This is a genomic window from Streptomyces viridochromogenes (assembly GCF_001270495.1).
Lineage (GTDB): Bacteria > Actinomycetota > Actinomycetes > Streptomycetales > Streptomycetaceae > Streptomyces > Streptomyces viridochromogenes_A.
The window spans coordinates 20027-44806 of sequence record NZ_LGUR01000205.1; the positions used below are offsets into that span (position 1 = coordinate 20027).

The 24780-nt window shown below is 69.8% G+C and carries 18 protein-coding genes; 8 read left to right on the top strand and 10 right to left on the bottom strand.

From position 1 onward, the window contains the following. Positions 1–28: 28 nt before the first annotated feature. From ADK36_RS24665 to ADK36_RS24705, 9 genes are all read right to left on the bottom strand, one after another. A complete protein-coding gene (locus ADK36_RS24665) occupies positions 29–1186 on the bottom strand; it encodes a ferritin-like domain-containing protein (RefSeq protein ID WP_048582600.1) in 1158 nt (385 codons plus the stop codon). Positions 1187–1376: 190 nt separating this feature from the next. After that, positions 1377–1841, bottom strand: a complete 465-nt coding sequence (locus ADK36_RS24670) for an SRPBCC family protein (RefSeq protein WP_107086911.1) — start codon at positions 1839–1841, stop codon at positions 1377–1379. A 171-nt stretch (positions 1842–2012) separates the two neighbouring features. Beyond that, the gene (locus ADK36_RS24675; RefSeq protein WP_048582601.1) at positions 2013–3065 is read right to left on the bottom strand and encodes a LacI family DNA-binding transcriptional regulator; all 1053 of its coding nucleotides are present in this window, start codon (positions 3063–3065) and stop codon (positions 2013–2015) included. A gap of 181 nt (positions 3066–3246) precedes the next feature. Beyond that, positions 3247–4848, bottom strand: coding sequence for a family 43 glycosylhydrolase (locus tag ADK36_RS24680; RefSeq protein WP_053199065.1), 1602 nt, complete (start codon positions 4846–4848; stop codon positions 3247–3249). A gap of 22 nt (positions 4849–4870) precedes the next feature. Beyond that, positions 4871–5809: a carbohydrate ABC transporter permease gene (locus tag ADK36_RS24685; protein WP_053199067.1), complete on the bottom strand. Its 939-nt coding sequence runs from the start codon at positions 5807–5809 to the stop codon at positions 4871–4873. Continuing rightward, positions 5809–6693, bottom strand: a complete 885-nt coding sequence (locus ADK36_RS24690; RefSeq protein WP_048582604.1) for a carbohydrate ABC transporter permease — start codon at positions 6691–6693, stop codon at positions 5809–5811. Before ADK36_RS24690 ends, ADK36_RS24685 begins: the two co-directional genes overlap by 1 nt. A 10-nt stretch (positions 6694–6703) precedes the next feature. Beyond that, the gene (locus tag ADK36_RS24695; protein ID WP_053199069.1) at positions 6704–8035 is read right to left on the bottom strand and encodes an ABC transporter substrate-binding protein; all 1332 of its coding nucleotides are present in this window, start codon (positions 8033–8035) and stop codon (positions 6704–6706) included. A gap of 471 nt (positions 8036–8506) precedes the next feature. Further along, positions 8507–9598: a LacI family DNA-binding transcriptional regulator gene (locus ADK36_RS24700; RefSeq protein WP_048582606.1), complete on the bottom strand. Its 1092-nt coding sequence runs from the start codon at positions 9596–9598 to the stop codon at positions 8507–8509. Between the two features lie 471 nt (positions 9599–10069). Continuing rightward, on the bottom strand, positions 10070–11083 hold the full coding sequence (locus ADK36_RS24705; protein WP_199830237.1) for a hydroxyacid dehydrogenase: 1014 nt from the start codon (positions 11081–11083) through the stop codon (positions 10070–10072). Between the two features lie 610 nt (positions 11084–11693). Between ADK36_RS24705 and ADK36_RS24710 the strand changes: the two genes are divergently transcribed. The 8 genes from ADK36_RS24710 to ADK36_RS24745 all read left to right on the top strand — a co-directional run bounded on the left by ADK36_RS24710 (position 11694) and on the right by ADK36_RS24745 (position 23646). Beyond that, complete coding sequence (locus tag ADK36_RS24710) at positions 11694–13040, top strand: extracellular solute-binding protein (RefSeq protein ID WP_048582608.1); 1347 nt, start codon at positions 11694–11696, stop codon at positions 13038–13040. Further along, positions 13037–14035, top strand: a complete 999-nt coding sequence (locus ADK36_RS24715; RefSeq protein ID WP_048582609.1) for a carbohydrate ABC transporter permease — start codon at positions 13037–13039, stop codon at positions 14033–14035. The genes ADK36_RS24710 and ADK36_RS24715 overlap by 4 nt, the downstream gene beginning before the upstream one ends. Then, a complete protein-coding gene (locus tag ADK36_RS24720; protein WP_048582610.1) occupies positions 14032–14904 on the top strand; it encodes a carbohydrate ABC transporter permease in 873 nt (290 codons plus the stop codon). Before ADK36_RS24715 ends, ADK36_RS24720 begins: the two co-directional genes overlap by 4 nt. Before the next feature lie 47 nt (positions 14905–14951). Continuing rightward, on the top strand, positions 14952–16736 hold the full coding sequence (locus tag ADK36_RS24725; protein ID WP_048582611.1) for an Ig domain-containing protein: 1785 nt from the start codon (positions 14952–14954) through the stop codon (positions 16734–16736). A gap of 30 nt (positions 16737–16766) precedes the next feature. Beyond that, positions 16767–20096 (top strand): alginate lyase family protein, encoded by a 3330-nt coding sequence (locus ADK36_RS24730; RefSeq protein ID WP_053199071.1) that lies wholly within the window; start codon positions 16767–16769, stop codon positions 20094–20096. Between the two features lie 26 nt (positions 20097–20122). After that, the gene (locus tag ADK36_RS24735) at positions 20123–21370 is read left to right on the top strand and encodes an alginate lyase family protein (protein WP_048582613.1); all 1248 of its coding nucleotides are present in this window, start codon (positions 20123–20125) and stop codon (positions 21368–21370) included. 93 nt (positions 21371–21463) lie between these two features. Further along, on the top strand, positions 21464–23056 hold the full coding sequence (locus ADK36_RS24740) for a carboxylesterase/lipase family protein (protein ID WP_199830238.1): 1593 nt from the start codon (positions 21464–21466) through the stop codon (positions 23054–23056). A gap of 53 nt (positions 23057–23109) precedes the next feature. Then, the gene (locus ADK36_RS24745; protein ID WP_048582615.1) at positions 23110–23646 is read left to right on the top strand and encodes a hypothetical protein; all 537 of its coding nucleotides are present in this window, start codon (positions 23110–23112) and stop codon (positions 23644–23646) included. Between the two features lie 49 nt (positions 23647–23695). Here ADK36_RS24745 and ADK36_RS24750 read toward each other — a convergent pair whose 3' ends face one another. Continuing rightward, entirely contained in the window at positions 23696–24757 is a 1062-nt protein-coding gene (locus ADK36_RS24750) for a LacI family DNA-binding transcriptional regulator (RefSeq protein WP_048582616.1), read from the bottom strand. Between the last annotated feature and the right edge of the window lie 23 nt (positions 24758–24780).

Sequence of the window (24780 nt, forward strand, 5' to 3'; positions counted from 1 at the left end):
CCGCCGTGCACGGCTGCCGTCTACGGCGTCACGCCGCCGGCAGCCGCCTGGCGAGCGCGCGGAACTGGGGGCCGTAGGTACCGGGAACGTAGAGGTTCGGGGTCTCCATCAGTTCGACGGCGGGCCTCTCCAGGCCGCGCATGGCGTGGATGGCCGCGCCCAGGGTGCGGTGGCCGCCGCCGGCCCAGGCCGCTTCGAGGGTGTCCAGCACGGTGCTGTAGGTGGCGTCGAAGTGGTGCAGGAGCTGGCGGACCCGGGCCGGCGGGTTGGGCCAGCCGCCGACCGGGATCGGGGCCATGGGACGCACCTCGGGGAAGGGCACGGGCGCGCCGACGTACCGCCAGCCGTCGTCGGTGCGGCGCAGCTCCCGGCCGTGGTAGATCTCGCCGAAGGCGTAGTAGTGCGCAGGGTGGTCGTCCTCGAAGGAAGCCGACGGTGAGCTGGTGGTGCCCTCACCCTGCTCCATGATGATCCCGACGGCCTGCTCGACGTGGTCGAGGTTCCCGATCGGGGACAGGTCGTCGGAGAAGACGTACTGGGACAGCTGCCCCCGCACCGACAGCTCCGGCCGCACCGCCCGGAACGCGTTCAGCAGCTCCCCGTAGAACTCGCCGACGGTGGGGGAGGCCTGCGCGCTGCGGACGAGCGACTCCTCGGGGGCCTCGATCGCCATCATCACATCGCGTACGTAGGCCCTGGTGAGGCCCGAGAGGTAGACGGTCACCCCGGCCCGGACACCGCCGGGCAGCGGACCGGGGAAGACGGGCGCGGCGGCCTTGATCCGCGGCCTGCCGCCGACGGCCACAAGCAGGTTGCAGGCGATGCCGAGGTGGTACATCTCGTCGCCGACGATGCGCTGGATCAGCCGCGCGACCTCACTACGGCGGTCCTTGACGGACCACAGGCCGCAGAAGTAGGGCGGGATCGTGGCGAGTTCGAGTCCGACGGCGACCTGAAGGGCCGACCTGATCCAGTCGACCCCGCGGCCTTCCTGCGGAACAGCCAGCAGCCGCGCCACGGACCCGGCGGCGGGCGCCGCGAGGGCACCGCCCGCCGCCGGTGCGGCAGCCTGCGCGGGACCGGCGACCGCGACGGCGGCCGGCGCGCCGCTCGCCAACGCGGCCGACGCCAGGAAACTCCTGCGCCTGAACGGGGCAACTGTCTGCCTGTCCGGCTCTTCGCTCATACCCGTCACTCTCGACTCTCGCCTCAGCTCATCGCCACGGCCCCGCCACGGCTCGATGCCCGCGGGACCCTCGCACAGCTCGCGAAGCTAGCAATGATCAACGTCGCCACCAGAGCAGACGGGCCGGGCGGCGCATCAACCACCCTGTCGGTCCAACGCGATCAAGGAGGGCACGGCACCGGAGAACCGCTCAGTGACCGCGGGCGGCAACGGCGCTGTCGTCGGCCTCGCGCACCGCGATCCGGGCGAGTTTCGTCAGCATCATGCCGTTGCGGATCCGGACGAGATAGTCGACGGGGAGCCCGTGCATGCGCACGCCGGGGCCCCGCAGGGCGTGCCAGTCGAGGATGAAGAGGGTGTTCTCGCCCCAGGGGATCAACCGCATGGCGATACGGGCCGCGCCGAAGGGATCCGCCTTCGCCTCCAGCTCCAGACGCCGTTCGGGTTCGCAGATCCGGACGACGCAGGTGTCGTCGAGGACCAGCCGGCCGACCCCGACCCGGACCCGCAGACGGGCGCCCACGTCGGGCCAGTGCGGGTCGGCGGCGAGGACCTCCCGCGTTCCCGACACCCACTCCCCGTAGCGCCGGCCGTCGGAGAGCAGGCTCCAGACCTTCGACGGGGAGCTCAGGATCAGACGGCGGTTCCGGGCCACACCGACCACGCTCCTTCTGGAGGATCCCGAGCCGCCGGTGCTCCGACAGGCACTGGAACTGCCCTTCGACGCTAGCCGCCCCGTCCACCTCCGGCACCCGTAGTCCGGGCTCCGCCCGGCCAACCAGGTGACGGACTCAGTAACGGGCTCAGTAACGACTCAGAATCGGGCTCAGCAGGACGGCTCGCGTGGCCCGGCCGTGCTCAACCGTTCCACCAGCCGTGTCGACAGCTCCGTCCGCGTGCTCTCCGGCCGGTCCCCGTCCATCATCCGCACCAGCAGGCGCAGCGCCGTCGCCGCCATCTCCGACAGCGGCTGGCGGACCGTGGTGAGGGCCGGGGCGATCCAGCGGGCCTCCGGAAGATCGTCGAAGCCTACGACGCTCAGGTCGTCCGGCACGCTCAACCCCCGTTCCGACAGCGCCCCGTAGACCCCGAGGGCCATCCGGTCCGAGCAGACGAAGACGGCCGTCGGCGGTTCGGGCAGGTCGAGGAGTTCCAGCATCCGGCGCCGGGCGACCCCCTCGTCGAAGCCCGCGTGCCGGACGTACTCGGGACGGTGCCGCACCCCGGCCGAGGCGAGCGCCGAGCGGTACCCGGCCACCCGGGCGGTGCTGCACATCTTGCGCTGATGACCCGCGATGACCGCGATCCGCTCATGGCCCAGCGCCAGCAGATGCTCGGTCGCCGTCACACCGCCGTGCCAGTTCGCGGCGCCCACCGACACCACGCCCGGCGGCGGCTCCAGAACCGGGTCGATCATCACGAACGGGATGCGGTGCTGCTCCAGCCAGGAGTACTGCGACGCCGTCAGCTCGGCCAGGTTGAACAGCACCCCGGACGAGCCGCGCGCGGTGAGCTTGTCCAGCCAGCCGCGCTCCGGGCGCCCGCCCCGCGTCCGGGTCAGCCCGGCCGAGACCACCACCTCCAGCCCCGCGTCGTGGGCCGCCTCCTCCACTCCGTGCAGTACCGCACCCGACCACGAGGTGTCCAGCGAGTGCACGACCAGGTCGACCAGGCCGGGTGTCTTCGCCGCGTCGAAGCGCGGTCTGCGGACATAGCCGAGCCGGTCCAGCGCCTCGGTGACCCTGCGGCGTGTCTCGGGGGCAACGTCCTCCCGGCCGTTGACCACCTTGGACGCGGTCGGCACGGACACCCCGGCCTCGCGTGCCACGACGGCCAGGGTCGGCCCGGCCGCCACGCTCGCTCCGCCCGTACGGACCATCGGGAACCACCTCTCCGGCCCGCCCGAGGGCCATGAAAAGTTTCGAACAGCGCGGAAACAGTAAGCGCTTCCTACCCTAGGTTCGCCGCAATGAGTCCGGAAGGGGCCGGAGATCGCAGGTCTTCACGGTCCGCGACTTTCGAAACTTCGAACACGCCTGGGCTACCAGCAGGTGAGCGGGCTACCAGCAGTTGAGACGGAATGCCGTGAAATCGGCCGTGAACGACGCGTCCACGAGATCCACGGCATGGATGCCGGCCATCGCCCCGGTGAAGCGCAGCTTGGAGCCGTAGTCGTCGGACAGCTTGGTGAAGTCCAACGGCCGCCCGATCAGGGCGCGCACACCCCCGCGCACGTACCAGAACTGCGCCAGGCCGTCCTCGACCGTCACCCCCAGGGTCAGCGGCAGGCTCGCGTCCACGTCCACGACGGCGACCTGCCGGGTGCCGAACTCCTCCCGCTCCACGAGGCTCAGCACCGTACGGCCCCCGCCTCGCCACTGCTGCCCGTGCTGCCCCTCGCCCTCCGGTTCCGCCCAGGTGAGGTCGAGGCTCAGATAGGCCTCCGCGTTGTACCGCAGAACCAGCCCGGCGGCCTGGGTGAACGTGCGCGGCTCCGCCGCCACGGTGACCTCGGCCTCCGCACACTGCTCGGTGATCCGCCGGGCCAGCAGACTGTGCGCCCACCGTGACTCGGGACCGTGCCGACCGCGTAGCCGGATCCAGCCGGGGCGGGCGGTGGCGTCGGCCCAATTCGGGTCGGCATAGCCGCGGAGGGTGCTCCAGGGCCAGCCGAAGGGCTCGTCGGGATCGGCGTCGCGCGACCCGGGCTCTGGCTCCGGCTCGGCGGGCCGCGTCGGTACATCGACCTCGACCGCCGGATGCCACCCCCCGTGCCGCAACCGGGGCCACCCGCCCGCGTCCCAGGTCAGCACCTGGATCGCGGTCTCCCGGCCGAGTGGGCAGCGCGGGCCGTCGGGCGTCCGCAACGGCCGTGCCGTGAGGTGGCTCATCACCCACTCGCCCTCGGGCGTCTCCACCAGCTCCGCGTGCCCGGCCTTCTGCAACGGCACCGAAGGATCGTCGCGCGTCGTCAACAGGGGCTGGCTGTCGAGCTCGTACGGCCCGGTGATCGCACGACTTCTCGCCACCAGCACGCCGTGCTCGACGCCCGTGCCGCCCTCCGCGAGCACGAGGTAGAACCAGCCGTCCCGCTTCACCAGCTTCGGCCCCTCGATGAGCCGTTCGTGCTGGAGCAGCAGATGCGTTTCACCGATCGGGACGAGCGTCTCACGATCGACCTCGGTGAGGACGATCCCGGCGAACCGCCGACCGTCCGGACGGTGGTCGTTCTGGAGGTTGAGCAGCCACAGCCGCCCCTCGTCGTGGAAGAGCGCGGGGTCGAAGCCATGGCTCGCGATCCGCCGCGGCCGCGTCCACTCGCCGCCGGCCTCCGTGGCCGTACTGACATACGTGTCCGTGTCGAAGTACGGCGTGCCCACCGAGCGCACGACGGAGTACACCACCCAGAACCGCGCCCCGTCCCAGCTCAGCGACGGCGCCCAGATGCCGCCCGAGTCGGGCACACCGGCCAGGGAGTCGCCGGGGACCGCTCCCCGGACGTGACCCGCGTACTCCCAGTGGGCCAGGTCCCGGGAGCGGTGGAGCGGGATCGTGGGGAACCACTCGAAGGAACTCGTCGCCAGGTAGTACCAGTCGCCGACCCTGACCAGGGAAGGGTCCGGGGCGAAACCGCGGATGACGGGATTCTGCAGCAGAGTCACTCGAACACTCCCAGGACCACGGTCACTTGAGGGCACCCAACGTCACGCCGGTCCGCCAGTACCGCCGCATCGCGACCATCATGATCGCCATCGGCACGATGGACAGCAGCGCACCCGTCAGCACGAGACTGGTCACGTCGATGCCCGACTCCAGGCGCTTGCCGGACCAGTTGTACAGACCCAGGTTGAGCGTCCAGTTCTCCTCGCCGCGCAACACGGTCAGCGGCAGGAAGAACGCGTTCCAGGTGTTGACGAAGGCGAGCAGGAACACCGTCGCGCCGCCCGTCGTCATCATCCGCAGCACGATGCTGAAGAAGATCCGCAGCTCACCGGCGCCGTCGAGACGGGCCGCCTCCAGCAGCTCGAACGGGATGGTGGCCTCGGTGTACACCTTCGCCAGATACACACTGAACGGATTGATCAGACAGGGGATCAGCATCGCCCACGGGGTGTCGACCATCCCGATCGCCGAGAACAGCAGATACAGCGGCAGCGTCAGTAGCGCGATCGGAATCAGAAAGGACCCCACCACGCACGCGAAGACGGCACCGCGCCCGGGGAAGTCGAACCGTGCCAGGCCATAGCCCGTGGCGAGCGCGATGAGCGTGCCGCCGAGGGAGCCGACACCGGCGTACAGGAACGAGTTGGCGGTCCAGCGCAGGAAGATGCCGTCCTCGTAGGTGAAGACCTGCTGGATGTTGTCCCACAGGTGCCAGCCGGAGAACCACAGCCCGTTGCTCTGGTACAGCCCCACCCGGTCCTTGGTCGCGGCGATCATCAGCCAGTACACGGGGAACAGGCTGTAGGCACTGGCCAGGACCAGCCCGACCAGCATGAACCGCTGCCCGCCGCGCGAACGCGAGACGGGATCCGGCCGGGTACGCCGCCGGACACCACCCCCGCGAGGCGGCACGGCAGCCGTCCGCACCCCGCCCTCCTCGCGGTTTTCCGTCAGCGCCATCAGTCCGCCTCCTTCGAGGTCAGCCGGTAGAACAGGAGGGAGGCGATGCCGAGGATCAGGGCGAGCAGCACCGAAAGGGCCGCCGCGTAGTGGTAATTGCCGGCGTTGAACGCCTGGTTGTAGATGATCATGATCGGCGTGAAGCTGTCGCTGACGGTCTGCGGGGTCACGTTCCGGAACAGCGCGGGCTCGTTGAAGATCTGGAGCATCTGGATGATCGACAGCAGCGCGGTCAGGACGAGCGCCCCGCGTACGAACGGGATCTTGATGCTCAGCGCGATCCGCATCTCGGAGGCGCCGTCCAGTCGCGCGGCCTCGAACAGCTCGCGTGGCACGCCCTGGAGGGCGGCGTAGATGATCACCATGTTGTAGCCGATGCCGTGCCAGGTCAGCAGATTGCCGATGGCCGGCCACACCATGGAGGGCGCGAAGAAGTTCCAGTCGAACCCGAAGACCTCCCCGAGCGGGGTCAGCGGCCCCACCTCAGGGCTGTAGAGGTTGATCCACACGAGCGCCGCGACGACGCCCGGGATCATGTACGGCACCAGCAGCAGGATCCGGAACCGACCGGCCGCCCTGGAGCTGACGGCGTCCAGGAACAGCGCCAGCACCAGACTGACGAGCAGCATGAACGGAATCTGCACACAGGCGAAGAGAACGACCCGCAGGATGGAGGTCATGAACGCCGAGTCGGTGAGCCCGTTCTGGTAGTTCTCCAGCCCCACGAACTCCGTCGTGGCGCCGCCGAGCCCGAGCCCGGACTGCTTCTGAAGAAACAGCGACTGGTAGACCGCGTAACCGATCGGGAGCAGATACAGAAAGGCGAAGCCGAGCTGGAAGGGCACCGTGAAGGCGGCACCCTTCCAGCGCTGGGAGCGAATCATCGAGTCTGCCTCAGCCCTTGACGCTGATGCCGCGCTGCTTCAGGTCGTTGACCGTCCACTCCTGCATGTGGTCGAGCAGATCGGTGACCTTCTGCTTCTTGCTGACGACCGCGGCCCACTGGTCCTGCATCTCGGTGAACATCGCGGTCCAGTTCGGCCCGAAGGTCCAGTCGGTGGTGACGGTGCCCAGGCTGTCCGTGACGACCTTCTTGGCCGGCTCGTAGTTCTTGCCGAGCAGCTTCTCGGAAACCGCCTCGGAGACATACGAGTCGCTGTCGGCCAGCGCCGGCATCACACCACTGCCGGTCTCCGGGCTCGCCATGGTCTTCACCGCACCGGTGTCGGTGGACATCCACAGCGCCGCCTGGGCGGCCTGCTCCTTGTTCTTGCACTGCTCGCTGACCAGCGTCAGGTTGCCGCTCTGGTTGGTCGCGGCCGGCGTCTTGGCGGCCTCGCCCTTGAAGGTCGGCCAGGGCGACAGCGCCCAGTCGCCGAAGGACTTCGTGAAGTTCTGCACCATGCCGGACATCTGCCAGGTGGAGATCTGCCGGGTCGCGGTCCCGCCGTTGTCGTAGTTACGCTGCACGGCCGCGTAATCGGCGAAGGACAACTTCGAGTTCAGATCATTGTCGATGATCTCCTGGATCACCTTCGCGGCCTTGAGCGTGCCCTCGTCCTTGAAGTTCACCGCCCACGAGTCACCGTCGATGCTGTACCAGTGCGCCCCGGCCTGCATCGCCAGCACCTCCAGGGTGCTCGGGTCCTCACCGGCGTAGTTGGTGATCTTGATGTCGTGCTTCTTCAGTTCCTTGCCCGCGGCGATGAAGTCGTCCCAGGTGGCCGGCGCCTTGAGCCCGTACTTCTGGAAGAGATCCGTCCGATAGATGGTGAAGGCGGGCGCCGAGGCGGTCGGCACCCCGTACACCTTCCCCTGCACCTGACCGGTCGCCCACGACCCTGCGTTGAACTTGTCCTTGTCGCCCTCGACGTACTGGGTGATGTCGGCGAGCGCACCCTGCGAGACCCAACTGGTGACGTACTCGCCGGTGTTCTGCAGCAGACAGGGCGCGTTGCCCGCCTTGACGGCGTTGGTCAGCTGCTTCTGCATGGTCAGCTGGTCGGTGACCTTCGTGTACTTGAGCTGGACGTCCTTGTGGCTGGCGTTGAAGGCCTTCACGACCGCCTCCTGGCCGTTGGCCCAACCCCAGAAGTCGAGGGTGACCGGACCGGAGGACTCGGAGTCCTGGGAGTCGGACCCACCGCAGGCGGCGAGCAGACCCGACAGCGCGATACCCGCGACGGCGGCGGAGGCGAACCTTCTCCGGGGGCTGGTGAAGTTCATCTGACCGTGATCCTTCGGAATGAGTGCGTTCTTGCGGAACGGCGGCGGCTCGGTGGCGCCGGCCAGGAACGGCGGCCGGAAAATCGTCGGCTCGCGGTTGCGGGGGGTCGGCCAAGCGGAAGCTGTAGTAAGCGGTTGCAGGGACGGTAGGCCGAGGGCTCTGCTCATAGCAAGAGGTGCGCGGAAATTTGTTACGCCGTTTTGTCCGTGAGGTTAGGTCCGCGCGCCGGGTCGCGATCGGGCCGGGGAGCCGGACTCAGGCCCAGGTCAGACCCGGTCGGGGTGAGATCCGCAGGGGCGGCCGGGAGCGCTCCCAACCGCATCGGCGAGCTCTGGAAAACACAAAGAAACCGATTACGAAACGATCGCTTACCAGTCGATCGGACGGCCGATCGGACGGTCGGACGGTCGCCCGGATGGCTGACCGGCAGACCGTCCCTCGGAGCGATCGTCGTGAGGCTGAGACGTCCCTCAGTCGCGCCGTGCGGTAGGCGGCCGCACGGAGTTGCGTACGACGACATGGGTGCCCAGCACCAAGTGGTCGCCGTCTCCGCCCTTCCGGCGACCGGTACCACCCTCCCGCCGGTCGGCCACGGCACGCAGCGCCACCCGGCCCATCTCCTCGTACGGCACGTGCACGGTGGTGAGTTGGGGCGTGAGCTGGGAGGCGAGCGGGATGTCGTCATAGCCGACGATCGACACGTCCTCCGGCACCCGCAGCCCCGCCGCCCGCAACGCCTGCATGGCACCGGCGGCGACGACATCCGTCCCGGCGAGCACGGCGGTGAACTCCATCCCCTCCGCCAGGGCCTCCTCGACGGCCTCGTACCCGTGCTCGTAGTCGTACGGCCCATGCCGCACCATGTCCGGCTCGAAAGGCACGCCATAGGCATCGAAGGCCCGCCGGGCACCCTTCAACCGGCCCTGAGCCGTGGTGAGTTCGGCATGCCCCGGCAGCACGAGCACTCTCCGGTGCCCGGCGGACAACAGATGGCTGGCCATGGCATAGGCGCCGCCCTCGTTGTCGTAGTCGACGGTCGTCGCCGGCACGTCGCCCTCCAGCGGCGGCCTGCCCACCAGCACGAGGTGAGACCCGGCGGCATCCAGGGAACGGGCGAACCGGGCCATGCGCAGCTGGTACTCGTCGTAGTCGTACGCCCCACCCAGCAGCACCACGGCGGCGACGCCCTGCTGCCGCATGAGATTGACCAGGGCGAGTTCCCGCTCGGGATCGTCCCCCGTGGTCCCCACCAGCGAAAGCCAGCCACGCAGTGTGGCGGCCCCCTCAACTCCCTTCGCCACATGGGCGAACGCGGCGCCGGTGATGTTGTTGATGAGGATCGCCACGGTGGGCGTACCGCCGCCGGCCAGCGAACGGGCGTGGGCGTTGGTGACGTAGTCCAGGTCCCGGACGACCTTCATCACCCGGCGCCGCAGATCCTCCGACACCGGGTAGTTGCCCGACAGGACGCGCGACACGCTGGCGACGGAGACACCCGCGCGCTCCGCGACGTCCCGGATGGTGGCCCGACCGGCGTCGCCGGACACCTTGCGCTGACTCACCCTTGCGGCTCCTTCACCGTTGCGCCTGCCTCGGCATACGGCCGGAAAACGCGCCCCCACCGATACAGAAACCGTATCCCATGCTTCCCGCCCCAGCGCCTGCCGTCTGCGCACCCCGCTCGCTGGAGCGCGCCAACGCCGGGCACGTGCTCGCCAGCCTGTACTGGTCCGACGACGACACCGGTCGCGAGGAAGTCGAAGGGGCGCGCCGGTGGTCGCCCCGGCCGCCCCTACCCGTCCCATCCCCAGGGGCTTCGGGGCTTCGGGGCTTCGCCCCTTCGACCCCGGTCGTTCTTCGGGTGCGGGCGGGTGGGGGCTGGTCGCGCCCACGCGGCGGAGCCGCACATCGATACAGCCCCGCGCTCCTTCTGGGGGCTGCGCCTCCAGACCCCCGCGCTCCTCCTGAGGGCTGCGTCACCCAGACCCCCGCTATCGGCCCGAAGGGGCCTCGTCCTCCCTACCCCCAACCCCTCAAGCAACCCGAGCCATATCCGCATGCACCACCTCATGCCGCAACCCCCCGCCACCCCCCACCCGCTCCAACTCCTCCACCACGATCTGCCCCAGCCGCTCCAGCTCGTTCCCGAGCGACCCGGCGATGTGAGGGGTGAGGAAGACGTTGGGCAGGTGATACAGCGGTGACCCCGCGGGCAGCGGCTCCGGCTCCGTCACGTCGAGCACCGCGTGCAGCCGCCCGGAAACCAGCTCATCCGTCAGCGCCTCGGGGTCGATCAGCGCTCCCCGCGAGGTGTTGATCAGCACGCCCCCGTCCCGGATCAGCCCCAGCCGCTCAGCGTCCAGCATCCGGTAGGTCTCCGGGATGTCCGGCGCATGCAGGCTGACGATGTCGCTGTGCCGGAGAAGGTCGTCCAGCGACTGCAGCTCGGCGCCCAGCTCCGCGGCCTCGGCGGCGCTGACGTACGGATCGTGCAGCAGCACCGTGAAGTCGAACGGCCGCAGCAGTTCCAGCAGCCGTCTGCCGACCCGCGACGCCCCGATGAGGCCGACCCGGCGGCCGACGTTGCCGATCGCGGCGGTCTCGCGCTGCGTCGGGTAGGCGTGTGTGCTGCGAAAGCGCTCCCGATGCCCGAAGGTGTCCTTCCCGGCGAGCAGGATCATCGCGAGCGTGTACTCCGCGACCGGCAGCGCGTTGCCGGTGACCGCGCTGGAGACGGTGACACCGGCCTTCCACAGCGCGTCGCCGACGAGTGAGCGGACCGAGCCGGCGGCGTGCAGCACGGCGCGCAGCTTGGGCGCGGCGGTGAGGACGTCGGCGTCGAGGTGGGGGCAGCCCCAGCCGGTGATCAGTACTTCGGTCCGGGCGAGGACCTCGGCCGTCGCCGGGTCGGTGAAATCTCGTACGACGAGAGCGGGGTCCAGCTCGGACGCCTGCCTCAGCCGGGCCATGAGATGCGGCGGGAAGAGCAGGGGGAGGTGCACCGGATCCATTGCGAACACGGCCCTCGGCGGGTGCGGGCTGGGCATGACTCTCCTGAGGCGCTGAGTTGAGACGCTGGTTGAGGCATCGATCGCGGCCTCGATCGATGCACTGATCGCGGCACTGACCAGGCGCCGATCGATGAACCGGTCGAAGAAGCCGATCGATGAGTCGATCGACAGGCTGAGCGGAAACTGTTTCAGAAAGCGCCTTCTACCGTAGATCCGGAGCGAGGGCCGGTCAATCACCGGGATGAAGAGCGCAGTTCTCAGGGCTGACCGTGTGGCTGGCGTGTCGATGTGTTGCCCTGTGCCTGGCGCTGCGAAATCGGTTACTAGCCGTTCCCGGAGTGTGGGCCGCCACCGAAAGGCTTGGCGACAACCGGTTCCCGTCCAGACCGGTCGGATCGCCGTCCCCGTCCTTGCCGATCGCCCTGCTCAGGGAACACTTCAACGCCCCTGCGAGCCCTTGCTCATCGTGAAGCCGAGGTTACGCAGACTTTTCGAAAGTTCGTCAGGGCTCTTGACGCGCCTCCCGGCCCGGAAGAAGCTCTGCCCCAACGTCATAGCAACCGGTTGCCACATTGGCCGGTTCTCGACCGGCAGGCCGATTGTTGGCCGGTATACCGAACGAACCGAGCAGGGAGGTGGTCCGCTCATGCGCCCACATGCCGGCGCCCCACTGAGCCGCCGCCGTTTTCTCGCCCTCGCCGCAGGCGGCACCGCGGCCGGTGCGGCGTTGAGCGGCTGTGCCATGCAGGTGTCGACCGGGGTCGGCGGATCGGGTGAGACCGTCACCGTGATGGTCAAGTCCGGAGACATCCTCCCGGAGCAGATCCAGCAGGCCAAGAAGGAACTCGGTATCAAGATCGCCCTGGTGAGGTACGACATCACCAAGCTGATCGCGATGCTCACCAGCGGCAACCCGCCCGACCTGGTACGCGGCGTCGGTGCCGTGGACGCGCCGTTCTTCGCCGCGCGGGGGGTGGCCGAGGAACTGGACCCCTACTTCGCCCGGAGCGGCGTCCTCAAGCTCGACGACCTCGACCCCGTCAACGACCTGTGGCGGTTCGACGGCCGTACGCAGGGCAAGGGCCCGCGCTACGGCATGGCGAAGGACTTCTCCCAGGACTCCATGTTCTGGTACAACGGCTCGGCCTTCGACAAGGCCGGTGTCGACTACCCGTCGGCGACCGAGCCGGTCACGTACGAGGAGTGGCTGGACACCGCCAAGCGCCTCGTGCAGCGCAAGAGCGGACAGACCTCCGTCTTCGGCGGCAGCTACCAGGGCGTGACCCGGTCCACGCTCCTCGCGACCATGACGGCGTCCGCGGGCGGCAGCCTCTTCAACGACGACTTCTCCCGGGTCGACTTCACCACCCCCGAGGCCCGCAGGGCCCTGGCCTGGGTCATCGACTACTGCAAGACCAAAGTCGGGCCGAGCCTCATCCAGCCCGACCCCAACGGCTGGGACGGGCCCACCTACCAGGCCGGGCGGCTGGCCATGTCGAACGCCGGCTACTGGATGGGCGGCATGATCTACCCCGACAAGAAGCTCGCGGAGGCGTCCCGCCTGGCGCCCGCTCCCGTCTTCGCAGGCGGCCCGCGGATCAGCGCCTGCCAGGCCGGCACCGGCCTGTGGATGCCGCGCGGGGCGAAGAACAAGGACGCCGCGTGGAGAGTCTTCGAGTGGTTCTTCGGCGAGGAGCCGGCCAAGGCGCGAGCCTCCGGCGGCTGGGGCATCCCCACCCTGAAGTCCTTGCGTTCGTTGATGCCGGACCAGGAGGAAGCCCAGAAGCGGGCGCTTGAGGTGCAGGAGAACGAGCTGAAGCACTTCTCGGTGGTCTCCTTCACCCCCTACACCACAGCGGACGCGCTCGACGCCCTCTTCAACCAGATCGCCCCCGCCGCGATGAACGGCCAGATCTCCGTCGACACCCTCGCCGGGCGCCTCAACTCGGCCATCAACGAGCAGATGAAGCGCGGTAAGGAGCAAGTGGGATGACGGTCGACGAGATCTCCTCCGTCGCGAGCCGGCCCGACGCCGCCGCGAGGGGCGGACGCGCACCGGCCGCCGGCCGACCGCGGGCCTCCATGACCGCGCGCAGGCACCGGGCGTTCTACATGTTCACCTCGCCCTGGATCGCCGGGTTCCTCCTGCTGACCGTCGTGCCGATGCTGTACGCGCTGTGGCTGAGCTTCACCACGTTCGACGGCATCTCGCCCAACTGGAAGTACGTCGGACTCGGCAACTACCGCGAGCTGCTGAACGATCCGGTGACCTGGGACGCGCTCGGCCGCGCGGGCCTGTTCGCGGTGACCTCGGTGCCGCTGTCGATCATCGCGGGGCTCGCCCTCGCCGTCCTGGTCAACCGGCCGATCAAGGCGCGCGGTCTGTTCCGCACCCTGCTCTATCTGCCCGCGGTGGTGCCGCCGGTGGGCGCGGGCCTCGCCTTCAAGCAGCTCTTCGACCAGAACTCCGGTGCTGCCAACGGCATCCTGAATGTCTTCGGTATCGACGCCCTCGGCTGGCTCGCCGACCCCTACGCCCGCTACGTGCTGCTGATGACGGTGCTCTGGACTGCCGGAAACGTCATGATCATCTCGCTGGCCGGGCTCCAGGACGTACCCCGCGAACTCCACGAGGCGGCCCGCATCGACGGGGCGAGCGCCTGGCGCACCTTCCGCAGCATCACCGTGCCGCTGCTGTCACCCGTCCTGCTCTTCCAGACGGTGACCGGGATGATCGCCTCGGTGCAGACCATCATGCCGCTGCTGCTGGCCCCGCTCGGCGGCACGGAGGGCGTCACCTCGGTCCCGCAGTCCAACTACCTCTACATGATGCACGTGTTCGCGCAGTACTTCGCGCTCGGCCGCTACGGCTACGCCTCCGCGCTGCTGTGGGTGCTCTTCGTCCTGATCCTCCTCGTGACCGGACTCATCTTCAAGTTCACGTCCGGCGCGGTGTTCTACAACGTCGACCCGGAGGCGAAGAAGTGACCGCCACCACTCTGCCGCCCACGTCATCGACGACCGACAGTCGCGTGCGGGTGCGCGCCAAGCGCCTCGTCCTCTACACGGTCCTCGTCTCCGTCACCGGCCTGTTCCTCGGCCCCTTCGGCTGGCTGATCCTCTCCGGCCTGAAGACCCAGGGCGAACTGGCCGCCTCGCCCGTGCACTGGCTGCCCGAGGTCTTCCAGTGGCACAACTTCGCCGAGGCCTTCACCCAGATCGACTTCCTCGGCTACGCCCGCAACTCCCTGATCGTCGCCCTCCTCTACGCCACGCTCGTCACCCTCAGCTCCGCCTGGGTCGGCTTCGGCTTCGCCCGGCTCGACGCGCCCGGCAAGAAGGTGCTGTTCGGTGTCCTGCTCGGCTCGATGATGCTGCCCCAGATGGTCACCCTGCTGCCGACCTACCTGATCTTCGCCAAGCTAGGCATGGTCGACACGTACTGGCCGTGGGTGCTGTGGGGCCTGTCCGCCGCCCCGTATCTGGTCTTCCTCTTCCGGCAGTTCTTCGCGGGCATGCCGCGCGAGCTGGAGGAGGCCGCGATCGTCGACGGCTGCGGATACACGTCGATCTTCTGGCGGATCTTCCTGCCGCAGTCGTGGCCCGTGCTGTCCGCGAGCTTCATCATCGCCTTCACCTGGACCTGGGGCGACTACATCGCCCCGCAGCTGCTGCTGTCCACCGACCGCACCACGCTCGCCGTCGCCGTGATGACCACCTATGTCAACGAGGGCGGTGCGCCCGTTCCCGAGATCCAGGCCGCGGCCTCCGTCATGTACGTCGTCCCGATCCTGCTGATCTTCCTCATCGCTCAGCGCGGGTTCGTCGCCGGGATGTCCACGTCCGGCCTCAAGTGACCTTCCTCGTATCCCTCATCTGCCTCGCCCAACGAAGGAACCGCTCCATGAACGACACCCAGAGCACCGGTCTGTCCCGGCGCACCCTTCTCCAGGCCGCCGGCGCAACCGCCGCCGCGTACTCCCTGATCGGCGCCGCGGCCGGCACCGCGAGAGCCGACGACACGCCCTCATCCGCCGACAAGCTGGTGGTCTACCCCATCCCGAGCGGGGTCCCCACCAACTCCAGCTTCTCCGTCAAGGCGCGTACGCCGGGCGGCGAATGGCAGACGGTGCCCGTCTACCGCGCCCGGGCGAAGCAGATCGACGCGAACACGGGCAGCGGCCCGGTCTTCAACTCCTCCGTCGCCACCTTCGACTTCAGCGGCACCGTCGAGGTCGCCGTCACCTCGTCCAAGGGCGCCATCGGCTCCGCGCGGATCCGCCCCCTGTCGTACGACACCCAGTTCACGGTGGCCGGCGCCACGGTGAGCTTCACCCTCACCGAGCCGCGCAACCTCTCCATCGAGATCGACGGGGAGATCTTCAACAACCTGCAGCTGCACGCCAACCCGATCGAGACGAACGTCCCCGACCCGGACGACCCCGACGTCATCTACATCGGCCCCGGCCTGCACAAGACCACCGACAACGTGGTGAAGGTGCCCAGCGGCAAGACGCTGTACCTGGCGGGCGGTGCCGTGCTGACCTCCCGGGTGGAGTTCCAGAACGTCGAGAACGCCCGGCTGATCGGCCGCGGTGTGCTGTACAACTCGCAGAACGGCGTCCTGGTGAACTACTCCAGGAACATCGAGATCGACGGCGTCATGGTGCTCAACCCGAGCAGCGGCTACTCGGTCACCGTCGGCCAGTCGAAGCAGGTCACCGTCCGCAACCTGCACTCCTACAGCCACGGCCAGTGGGGCGACGGCATCGACGTCTTCTCCAGCGAGGACGTCCTCATCGAGGGCGTCTGGATGCGCAACTCCGACGACTGCATCGCGATCTACGCCCACCGCTGGGACTACTACGGCGACTGCCGCAACATCACCGTCCGCGACTCCACCCTCTGGGCGGACGTCGCGCACCCGATCAACGTCGGCACGCACGGCAACACCGACAAGCCGGAGACCATCGAGAACCTCGTCTTCAGCAACATCGACATCCTCGACCACCGCGAACCGCAGATGGACTACCAGGGCTGCATCGCGCTCAACCCCGGCGACAGCAACCTGCTGCGCAACGTCCGCGCCCAGGACATCCGGGTGGAGGACTTCCGCTGGGGCCAGCTGATCAACATGCGGGTCATGTACAACAAGAGCTACAACACCTCCGTCGGACGGGGCATCGACGGAGTGTTCATACGGAACCTGACGTACACCGGCACGCACGCCAACCCGTCCGTCATGGTCGGCTACGACGCGGACCACGCCATCAAGAACGTGACGTTCCAGAACCTCGTCATCAACGGCAAGTTCATCGGCAACGGGATGAAGAAGCCCGGCTGGTACAAGTTCACGGACATGATGCCGGCGTACGCCAACGAGCATGTGATCAACCCGCGGTTCCTGAACTCCACCGAGGCCACGTCGAGCGACGCGCCCAGGATCACCAGCCCGGAGAAGGCGGCCGCGACCAAGAACCAGGTCTTCAACTACCTGATCACGGCCAGCGGGCTCCCGACGAAGTTCAACGCGGACGGGCTACCGAAGGGCCTGGACATCGACACCGACACCGGTCTGATCTCCGGGACGGCCAGGGACAACGTCGGCACCTTCACGGTCACCGTCTCGGCCACCAACAGCGTGGACACCGCCACGCAGACCGTCACGTTCACCATCGAGCACGCGTGACGCGGCACCACTGAACCAGGAGACACCCCCGTGCATTCCTTCAGCCGACGGTCGTTCCTCGGCGCTGCCGGGCTCACGGCCGTGGCCGCGGGCGGACTGCTGTCCGCCTCAGCCACGGCCGCCTGGGCCCAGTCGGCCGCCGCAGCGGCGTTCTCGTTCAGACACCCCGGTCTCCTCCACTCCGAGGCGGACCTGGACCGCATGAAGGCCGCGGTCGCCGCGCAGGAGTCCCCGGTCTACGACGGCTACCTCGCGTTCGCCGCCCACGCCCGGTCGAAGTCCACGTACACGATCCAGAACACCGGACAGATCACCTCCTGGGGCCGCGGCCCCACCAACTTCCAGAACCAGGCCGTCGCCGACTCGGCCGCCGCCTACCAGAACGCCCTGATGTGGTGCGTCACCGGCAACCGTGCCCACGCGGACAAGGCGCGGGACATCCTCAACGTCTGGTCCAGGTCGCTCACCGCGATCACCGGGGCCGACGGGCCGCTCGGCGCCGGCCTCCAGGCGTTCAAGTTCGTCAACGCGGCCGAGCTGCTCCGGCACGGTGACTACGACGGCTGGGCGGACTCCGACATCGCCCGCTGCGAGCGGTCCTTCCTGAACGTCTGGTATCCGGCCGTGTCCGGCTACATGCTGTACGCCAACGGCAACTGGGACCTGACGGCCATACAGACGATCCTGGCCATCGGCGTGTTCTGCGAGGAGCGCACCCTCTTCGAGGACGCCCTGCGCTTCGTCGCGGCCGGCGCCGGCAACGGCAGCGTCCGCAACCGGGTCGTCACCGGCGCCGGTCAGGGGCAGGAGAGCGGCCGCGACCAGGGACACGAGCAGCTCGCCGTCGGTCTGATGGGTGACGCGGCACAGGTCGCCTGGAACCAGGGCGTCGATCTGTGGGCCTTCGACGACGACCGCATCCTCGCCAACGCCGAGTACGCCGCCCGCTACAACCTCGGCGGCGACGTCCCCTTCACCCCCGACCTCGACCGCACCGGCAAGTACATCAAGACGACCGTCTCCGACAAGGTCCGCGGCAATCTGCCCCCGATCTACGAGATGTACTACGCCCACTACGCCGGCGTCCGCGGCCTCGACACCCCGTACACCAAGGCGGCCGTCTTCCGCGGCACCGGCGGCGCCCGCATCGTCGAGGGCAGCAACGACGACCTGCCCAGCTTCGGCACCTTCGCCTACGCCGGGACGAAGGCACCGTCGCCGACCGCGCCGACGGCCCCGGCGGGCGTCACCGCCCTCGGTGACTCCGACGCCGTGACGGTGGCCTGGCTGCCGTCGGCGTGGGCGACCACGTACACCGTCCGCCGGGCGAGCCGTCCCGAGGGGCCGTACGAGGAGATCGCCTCCGGCGTCGACAAGCCGGCGTACACGGACGGCGACGTGCGCGCGGGACGGACGTACCACTACACCGTCACCTCCACCAACTCGCGGGGCAGCAGTGAGAGTTCGAGCCCCGTCACCGTCACCGCCGGACTCCCCGAGCCCTGGTCCACCCAGGACGTCGGCGAGGTGCGGATCCCCGGTTCCGCCTCCTTCGACGGCGAGCGGTTCGTGCTGGAGGCGTCCGGCACCGCCGACACCTACCGCTCCGTCCATCTCCCGCTGCGTGGCGACGGCACGATCACCGCGCGGATCGTGTACCCGCTCAGCTCGCAGTACGCCAAGATCGGCGTCACCCTGCGCGACTCCCTCGACGCGGACGCCGCGCACGCCTCGATGCTGATCCAGGGGCTGCCGCTGCACACCTGGAGCGGTGTCTGGAGCGTGCGGTCCCAGGCGGGGGCGGCCGTCTCCGCCACCGGCAGCACGCCCGTGCCGCCCTCCCAGCAGCAGGCCATCACCACGTCCGCCGCCTTCCCGATCTCCGACCTCGGCACGCTGCCGGAGTCGGCGACCCCGCTGGAGGCCCCGTACGTCGAGGGCGCGGGCGACGGCTACCGGCTGCGGGCGCCCTACTGGGTGCGGGTGACCCGCAGGGGCCGCCGCTGCACCGGCGCGATCTCCCCGGACGGCATCCGCTGGAACCAAGTCGGCTCCAGCGAGGTCGAGTTGGGCCGCACCGTGTACGCGGGCCTGGTCCTCACCTCCTGCCTCGGCGTCGACACGGGATACGCCGAGACCGGCACCGGCGCCTTCGACCACGTCACCGTCGCCTCGACCACGGCCGGTGAGGTCTGGTCCGCACCCCGCCCCGCCCGCCCCGCCACCGGCCTGAAGGCGTCCACCGGCGCCGACGCCGTGGAGCTGGCCTGGACCGACCCGGACCTCTCCGCCCGCTACAAGGTGCTGCGCGCCACGGGCGCCGACGGCCCCTACGAGACGATCGCCACCGGCATCGGGCCCGTCGGCTTCGGTGCCCGCGTCCGGTACGCGGACGCCACCGGCACGCCCGGGACGGCGTACCACTATGTCGTCGCGAAGACGAACTGCGGCGGCCGAGGCCCGCTCTCCGAACCGGCCGCCGCGCGGATGCCGACCCCGGACCTGCCCCAACCCACCTCCGCGACCATGGCGTTCGGCAACCAGGGCGTCCCCTTCCGCCACCTCCTGCGCGGCTCGCACGAGCCCGTACGGTTCGCGGCGACCGGACTCCCCGACGGCCTCCGCCTCGACAAGCGCACCGGCCTGGTCTCCGGAACGCCCACCGAGAGCGGCGAGTTCACTGTCACCACCACCGTGGGCAATGCGGCGGGCGACGGCACCGGCACGCTCACCCTCACCGTCGGCACACCCCCGCCGGCCCCCTGGACGTACGGCGACCTGGGCGACCCGGTGCTCGACGACCGCGACTTCGGGACGCTCGGCGTGGTCGCGATCCGCACCCCGGGCAGCACCTCGTACGACGGCGGCACCTTCACCGTGCGCGGTGCGGGCATCGACCTGAGCACCAACAACCAGGGAATGACCGGGCAGTTCGTGCGACGGCCCGTCACCGGTGACTGTGAGATCACCGCCCGGCTCGGCTCCCGCACGGGCGCGAGTGCCGACCAGGTGGGACTGCTGATGGCCAAGTCGCTGTCGCCGTTCGACCAGGCCGCCGGGGCGATCGTCACCGGCGGGACCACCGCGCAGCTCATGCTGCGCACGACCGTCGCCGGAAAGTCGGCCTTCACCGGGAGCGGCCCCGCCACCGCGCCCTGTCTGCTGCGGCTGAAGCGCACCGGGACCGCCTTCACCGCCGCCCTGTCCACCGATGACGGCGCCACCTGGACCACCCTCGCCACCGGCGGGATCCCCGGGTTCGGTGACGCCCCCTACTACGTGGGCCTCGTGGTCTGCTCCCGCAGCCAGCTGGCCCGCTGCACCACCGAGTTCGACGAGGTGAGTATCACCACCGACTGATCCCCCCACGGATTGGAGTCGTACCAATGAGCCGCACTTCCCCCCATCAGCACCGTGCCACAGGTGCCTTGAGCCGCCGCGGTCTGCTCAAGACCGCCGGTGGTCTCACCGCGGCCGTCGCCGTGGGCGCCGCGTCCGTCGCCACCACGGCGGACGCGGCGCCCGCGACCTTCACCCACCCCGGCATGCTGCACAACGCCGGTGACATCAACCGGGCCAAGGTCAGGGTCGCCGCGGGCACCGACCCCTGGCTGTCCGGCTGGAACCGGCTGACCGCCAACTCCCACTCACAGTCCACCTGGACGCCCCGTCCCACGGCCACGATCATCCGCGGCGGCGACGGCCAGAACTACCCCCAGCTCTACAACGACATCCACGCCGCCTACCAGAACGCGCTGCGCTGGCACGTGGCCGGCACCGCCGCGAACGGCGACTGCGCCGTACGCATCCTCAACGCCTGGTCGTCCACGCTCACCAGCATCACCGGAGACGCCGGCCGGTTCCTGGCCGCCGGCCTCTACGGCTGGCAGTTCGCGAACGTCGCCGAGCTGATGCGCGGCTACGCCGGGTTCGACCTCAACCGGTTCAAGACGATGATGCTCAACGTCTTCTACCCGCTCAACAACCAGTTCCTGACCGGCCACAACGACGCCTGCATCACCAACTACTGGGCCAACTGGGACCTGTGCAACATGGCCTCGATCATGGCCATCGGGATCCTGTGCGACGACGGCGCCAAGTACGACCAGGCCGTCAACTACTTCAAGAACGGCGGCGGCAACGGCGCCATCAAGAGGGCCGTCCCGTTCCTGTACAGCAACGTCGAGGGCTACGACCTCGGCCAGTGGCAGGAGTCCGGCCGCGACCAGGGCCACACCGTCATGGGCATGGGCCAGATGGGCGCGCTCTGCGAGATGGCCTGGAACCAGGGCGAGGACCTGTACTCGTACGACGGCCGCCGCTTCATGAAGGCCGCCCAGTACGTCGCCAAGTACAACCTGAACATGAACGTGCCCTACACCACCTACACCTGGGGCAGCGGCCAGAACTGCGCCCAGCAGTCACAGACCGTGATCGGCTCCGGCAGCCGCGGCCAGGTCCGCCCGGTGTGGGCCATGCTCCACTACCACTACGGGCGGCGCCTGCTCCTCGACGACAAGTACATCGCCCAGATGTGCTTCTCCGTCGCGCCCGAGGGCGGCGGCGGTGACTACGGCACCACCAGCGGAGGCTTCGACCAGCTCGGCTTCGGCACGCTGATGTACGCCAAGTAGCCCTCTGACCCGCTCGTGCACCGGAATATCGGGCCACAATGAGTTGCTCTGATCTTCACGGTGCACGAGCGCGGTGAGGAGGCTGGTGGACGTATGACAGAAGTCCAGACAGATTCCGGGACAGACCCCGTGGTGAGCACGCCTTACGGTGCCGTACGGGGCCGGTACGAAGGCGGCGTCGCGGTCTTCCGGGGCATTCCCTACGCGGCCCCTCCGTTCGGCCCACGCCGGTTCCGGCCGCCCGTGCCGCCGGAACCCTGGGACGGTGTGCGCGAGGCCGTCGCCTTCGGGCCGACCCCGCCGAAACCGCCGTACTCCGAGGCCTTCGCGCAGTACCTGTCCGACCCCGTCGTGCCTGGCGACGACTGCCTCAACCTCAACGTCTGGACCCCCGAGCCGGGCCCCGGCGCCCGGCTGCCGGTCATGGTGTGGCTGCACGGCGGCGCCCTGACCCGCGGCTCCGCGGGCATGCCCGTGTACGACGGCAGGTCCTTCGCCCGCGACGGGGTCGTCCTCGTCTCGGTCAACTACCGGCTGGGCGTCGAGGGCTACGGCTACTTCCCGGACGCCCCCGCCAACCCCGGCCTGCGCGACCAGCTCGCCGCCCTGGAGTGGGTGCACGAGTCCATCGCGGCGTTCGGCGGCGACCCCGACCGCGTCACCCTGTTCGGGCAGTCCGCCGGCGCGATCAGCATCGGCGCGCTGCTCGCCGCCCCGCAGGCCCAGGGCCTAATCCGGCGGGCCATCCTGCAGAGCGGGCCGCCCGAGGCCGCCGAACGGGACAAGGTACGGCGCATGGTGCGCCGTATGGCCACCCGGCTGAAGATCCCCGCCACGGCCGCCGCCTTCGCCGAGGTCGACCGCGAGCTGCTGCTGCGTACCCAGGCCGAGGTGGGGCGGCTCAGCAGCCCCGTGCTGGGCGGGCCCGCCTTCGGGATCGTCATCGACGGCGACCTCGTGCCCCGCCATCCCCTGGAGGCGCTCACGGAGGGTGACGCCGCGGCCGGAGTCGACCTGATGATGGGCTGGACGCGCGACGAGTACCGGCTGTGGCTGGTGCCCGGCGGGCTCCTGGAGCGCGTCGACCGGCTCGGCGCGGTCGCCCTGGCCGGTGCCATGGCCCGCTGCCACGTCGGCGCCGACGTGCCCCGCGGCTACCGCGCCCTGCACCCGGCGGCCGGCACCGCCGAGATCGTCGGCCAGATGGTCACCGACCACCTGCTGCGCGCCCCCCTGCACCGCCTGGCCGACGCCCGGCCCGGGTCGTCGTACGTGTACGAGTTCGCCTGGCCCTCCACCCTCCCCGACCTGGGCTCCTGCCACGCGCTGGAGCTCGGCTTCGTCTTCGACACCGGCGACGTCCCCGAGTCCCGCAGGCTGGCCGGCGAGGGGGCCCCGCGGGAGCTGGCCGAGGAGATGCACCGGGCTTGGGTGCGGTTCGCGGTGACGGGCGACCCCGGCTGGCAGTCCTGGGACGACTCGCGTCCGGTGCGGGTCTTCGGTGACGGTGAGACCCACACAGCGCTCGGCCCGCGCGACGCCGAGCTCGCCCTGTGGGCTGCGGCGGGCACCCCTCCGGAGCCCACACCCGCCGCGGTCCCGCCCCTCGGCCAGGCCGGACGCGGTACGGAACTGCGCGCGGTGGTACGACGCCTGCGACTGCCCGGCGTGGTACGCCGGCACTGACTCCGCGGGGGCGGGCATCCGGCCGGCCTCGCCCGTACGGCAAGATCCTTTGCATGTACGAATACGAGGATCCCTCGCGGTGGATGCCCGAACCGGTGCGGCCCCAAGGGCAGTTGACCCTGCTCTTCATCGCGAGCGTGGTGTTCTTCCCGGTGCTGGTCGTGGTGTGGTTGGCGGCGTTCGCCGTGCTGCTCGCCGTGGGCCTGCTGACCGAGGTGATCGCGGCGTTCAGCGACCGGTACGAGCAAGGGTTCCTGAAACTGATGGACCGGACCCTGGACCTTCTGGCGGGCCTGGCCTCCTGGTGCGTGACCTGGCCGGAGCTGCGGCACGAGGGCGACACGGCGTACTACCGGGCCCGTGTCGACAAGGTGGTCGCCCGCTGGACGGCCCGCGCTTCGGCGCCGGCCCGGCCGAACAGGGTGAAGCCGCCCGTGGAGTGCGCCATACGCCTGCGCGACTACCGCGGAGTGGGGGGCGGGTACGTCACCGAGGCGGCCCGAGCCCAGGGCTGGGAGCTGCGGCCCACGGATGTGCGCAAGGAGGTCCGCCTGCGGTGGGCGGCCGCCTCGCAGCCGGCGCCACGCTGACCGCGCCCGCGCCCGTCGGCGGGCCGGATGCCGTCTCCGGCATCGTGCGCTACGCGCCCCGCTCCGCCGGCCCCACCGAGTCCCGGACCACCACATGTGTGCCCAGCAGCAGGTGCTCGTCCGGGTTCTCCGGGGTCCGGCCGAGCGCGGTGCGTACGGCGAGGCGGCCCAGCTCCTCGTAGGGGACGTGGACCGTGGTCAGGGCCGGGTGCAGGTCGCGGGCGAACGGGATGTCGTCGTAGCCCGCCAGCGAGACGTCGCCGGGCACGTCCAGGCCGGCCTCGTGCAGGGCGGTGAGCGCCCCGGCCGCGACCATGTCGGTGGCGGCGACAACGGCCGTGAACTCCAGCCCCTGATCGAGGGCCTCGCGCATCAGCCGGTGCCCTGAGTCGCGGGTGAAGTCGCCGTGCAGGAGCAGTCCCGGGTCGGGGTCCAGGCCGCGGGCGCGGTGAGCGGCGAGATAGCCGCGCTCACGGCCCTGCGCGGTGGTGTGGTCGGACTTGCCGCCCAGGAACAGCACGCGCTGGTGGCCCTGGGAGAGGACGTGGGCGACCAGCGCGTGGGCGCCGCCCTCGTTGTCGTACTCGATGACGGTCACGGGCGCCCCGGGGCCGAGCGGCGGCCGCCCGCACAGCACCAGCCTGGACCCCGCCGACGCCAGCGAGTCGGCCATCCGGCGGGTGCGCTCGCGGTACTCGCGGGTGTCGGCCGAACCGCCGACCAGGATCACGGCGGCGGCGCGCTGGGCGCGCATCATCTCGACGAACTCGACCTCGTGCTGGACGTCGCCCTCCGTGGTGCACACCAGGCACAGATGCCCGAGCCGCCGGGCCTCCCGCTCCACCCCGTACGCCATGTGCGCGAACGACGGCCCGGTGATGTCCTCCAGCACGAACGCCAGCGTGGGCGTCCCGACCCCCGCGACCGCCTTGGCGCGCGCGTCGGCCACGTAGTCAAGGTCCCGCACCGCCCGCATCACGCGCGTACGCGTCGCCGAACTCACCGGATACACCCCGCCGAGCACCCGCGACACGGTGGACGCGGACACCCCCGCACGGGCCGCCACATCCCGGATGGTGCTCCGCCCCGCGTCCTCGCTCTTCCTGGTCATCCCTGCCTCGCCCCCTCGAACTG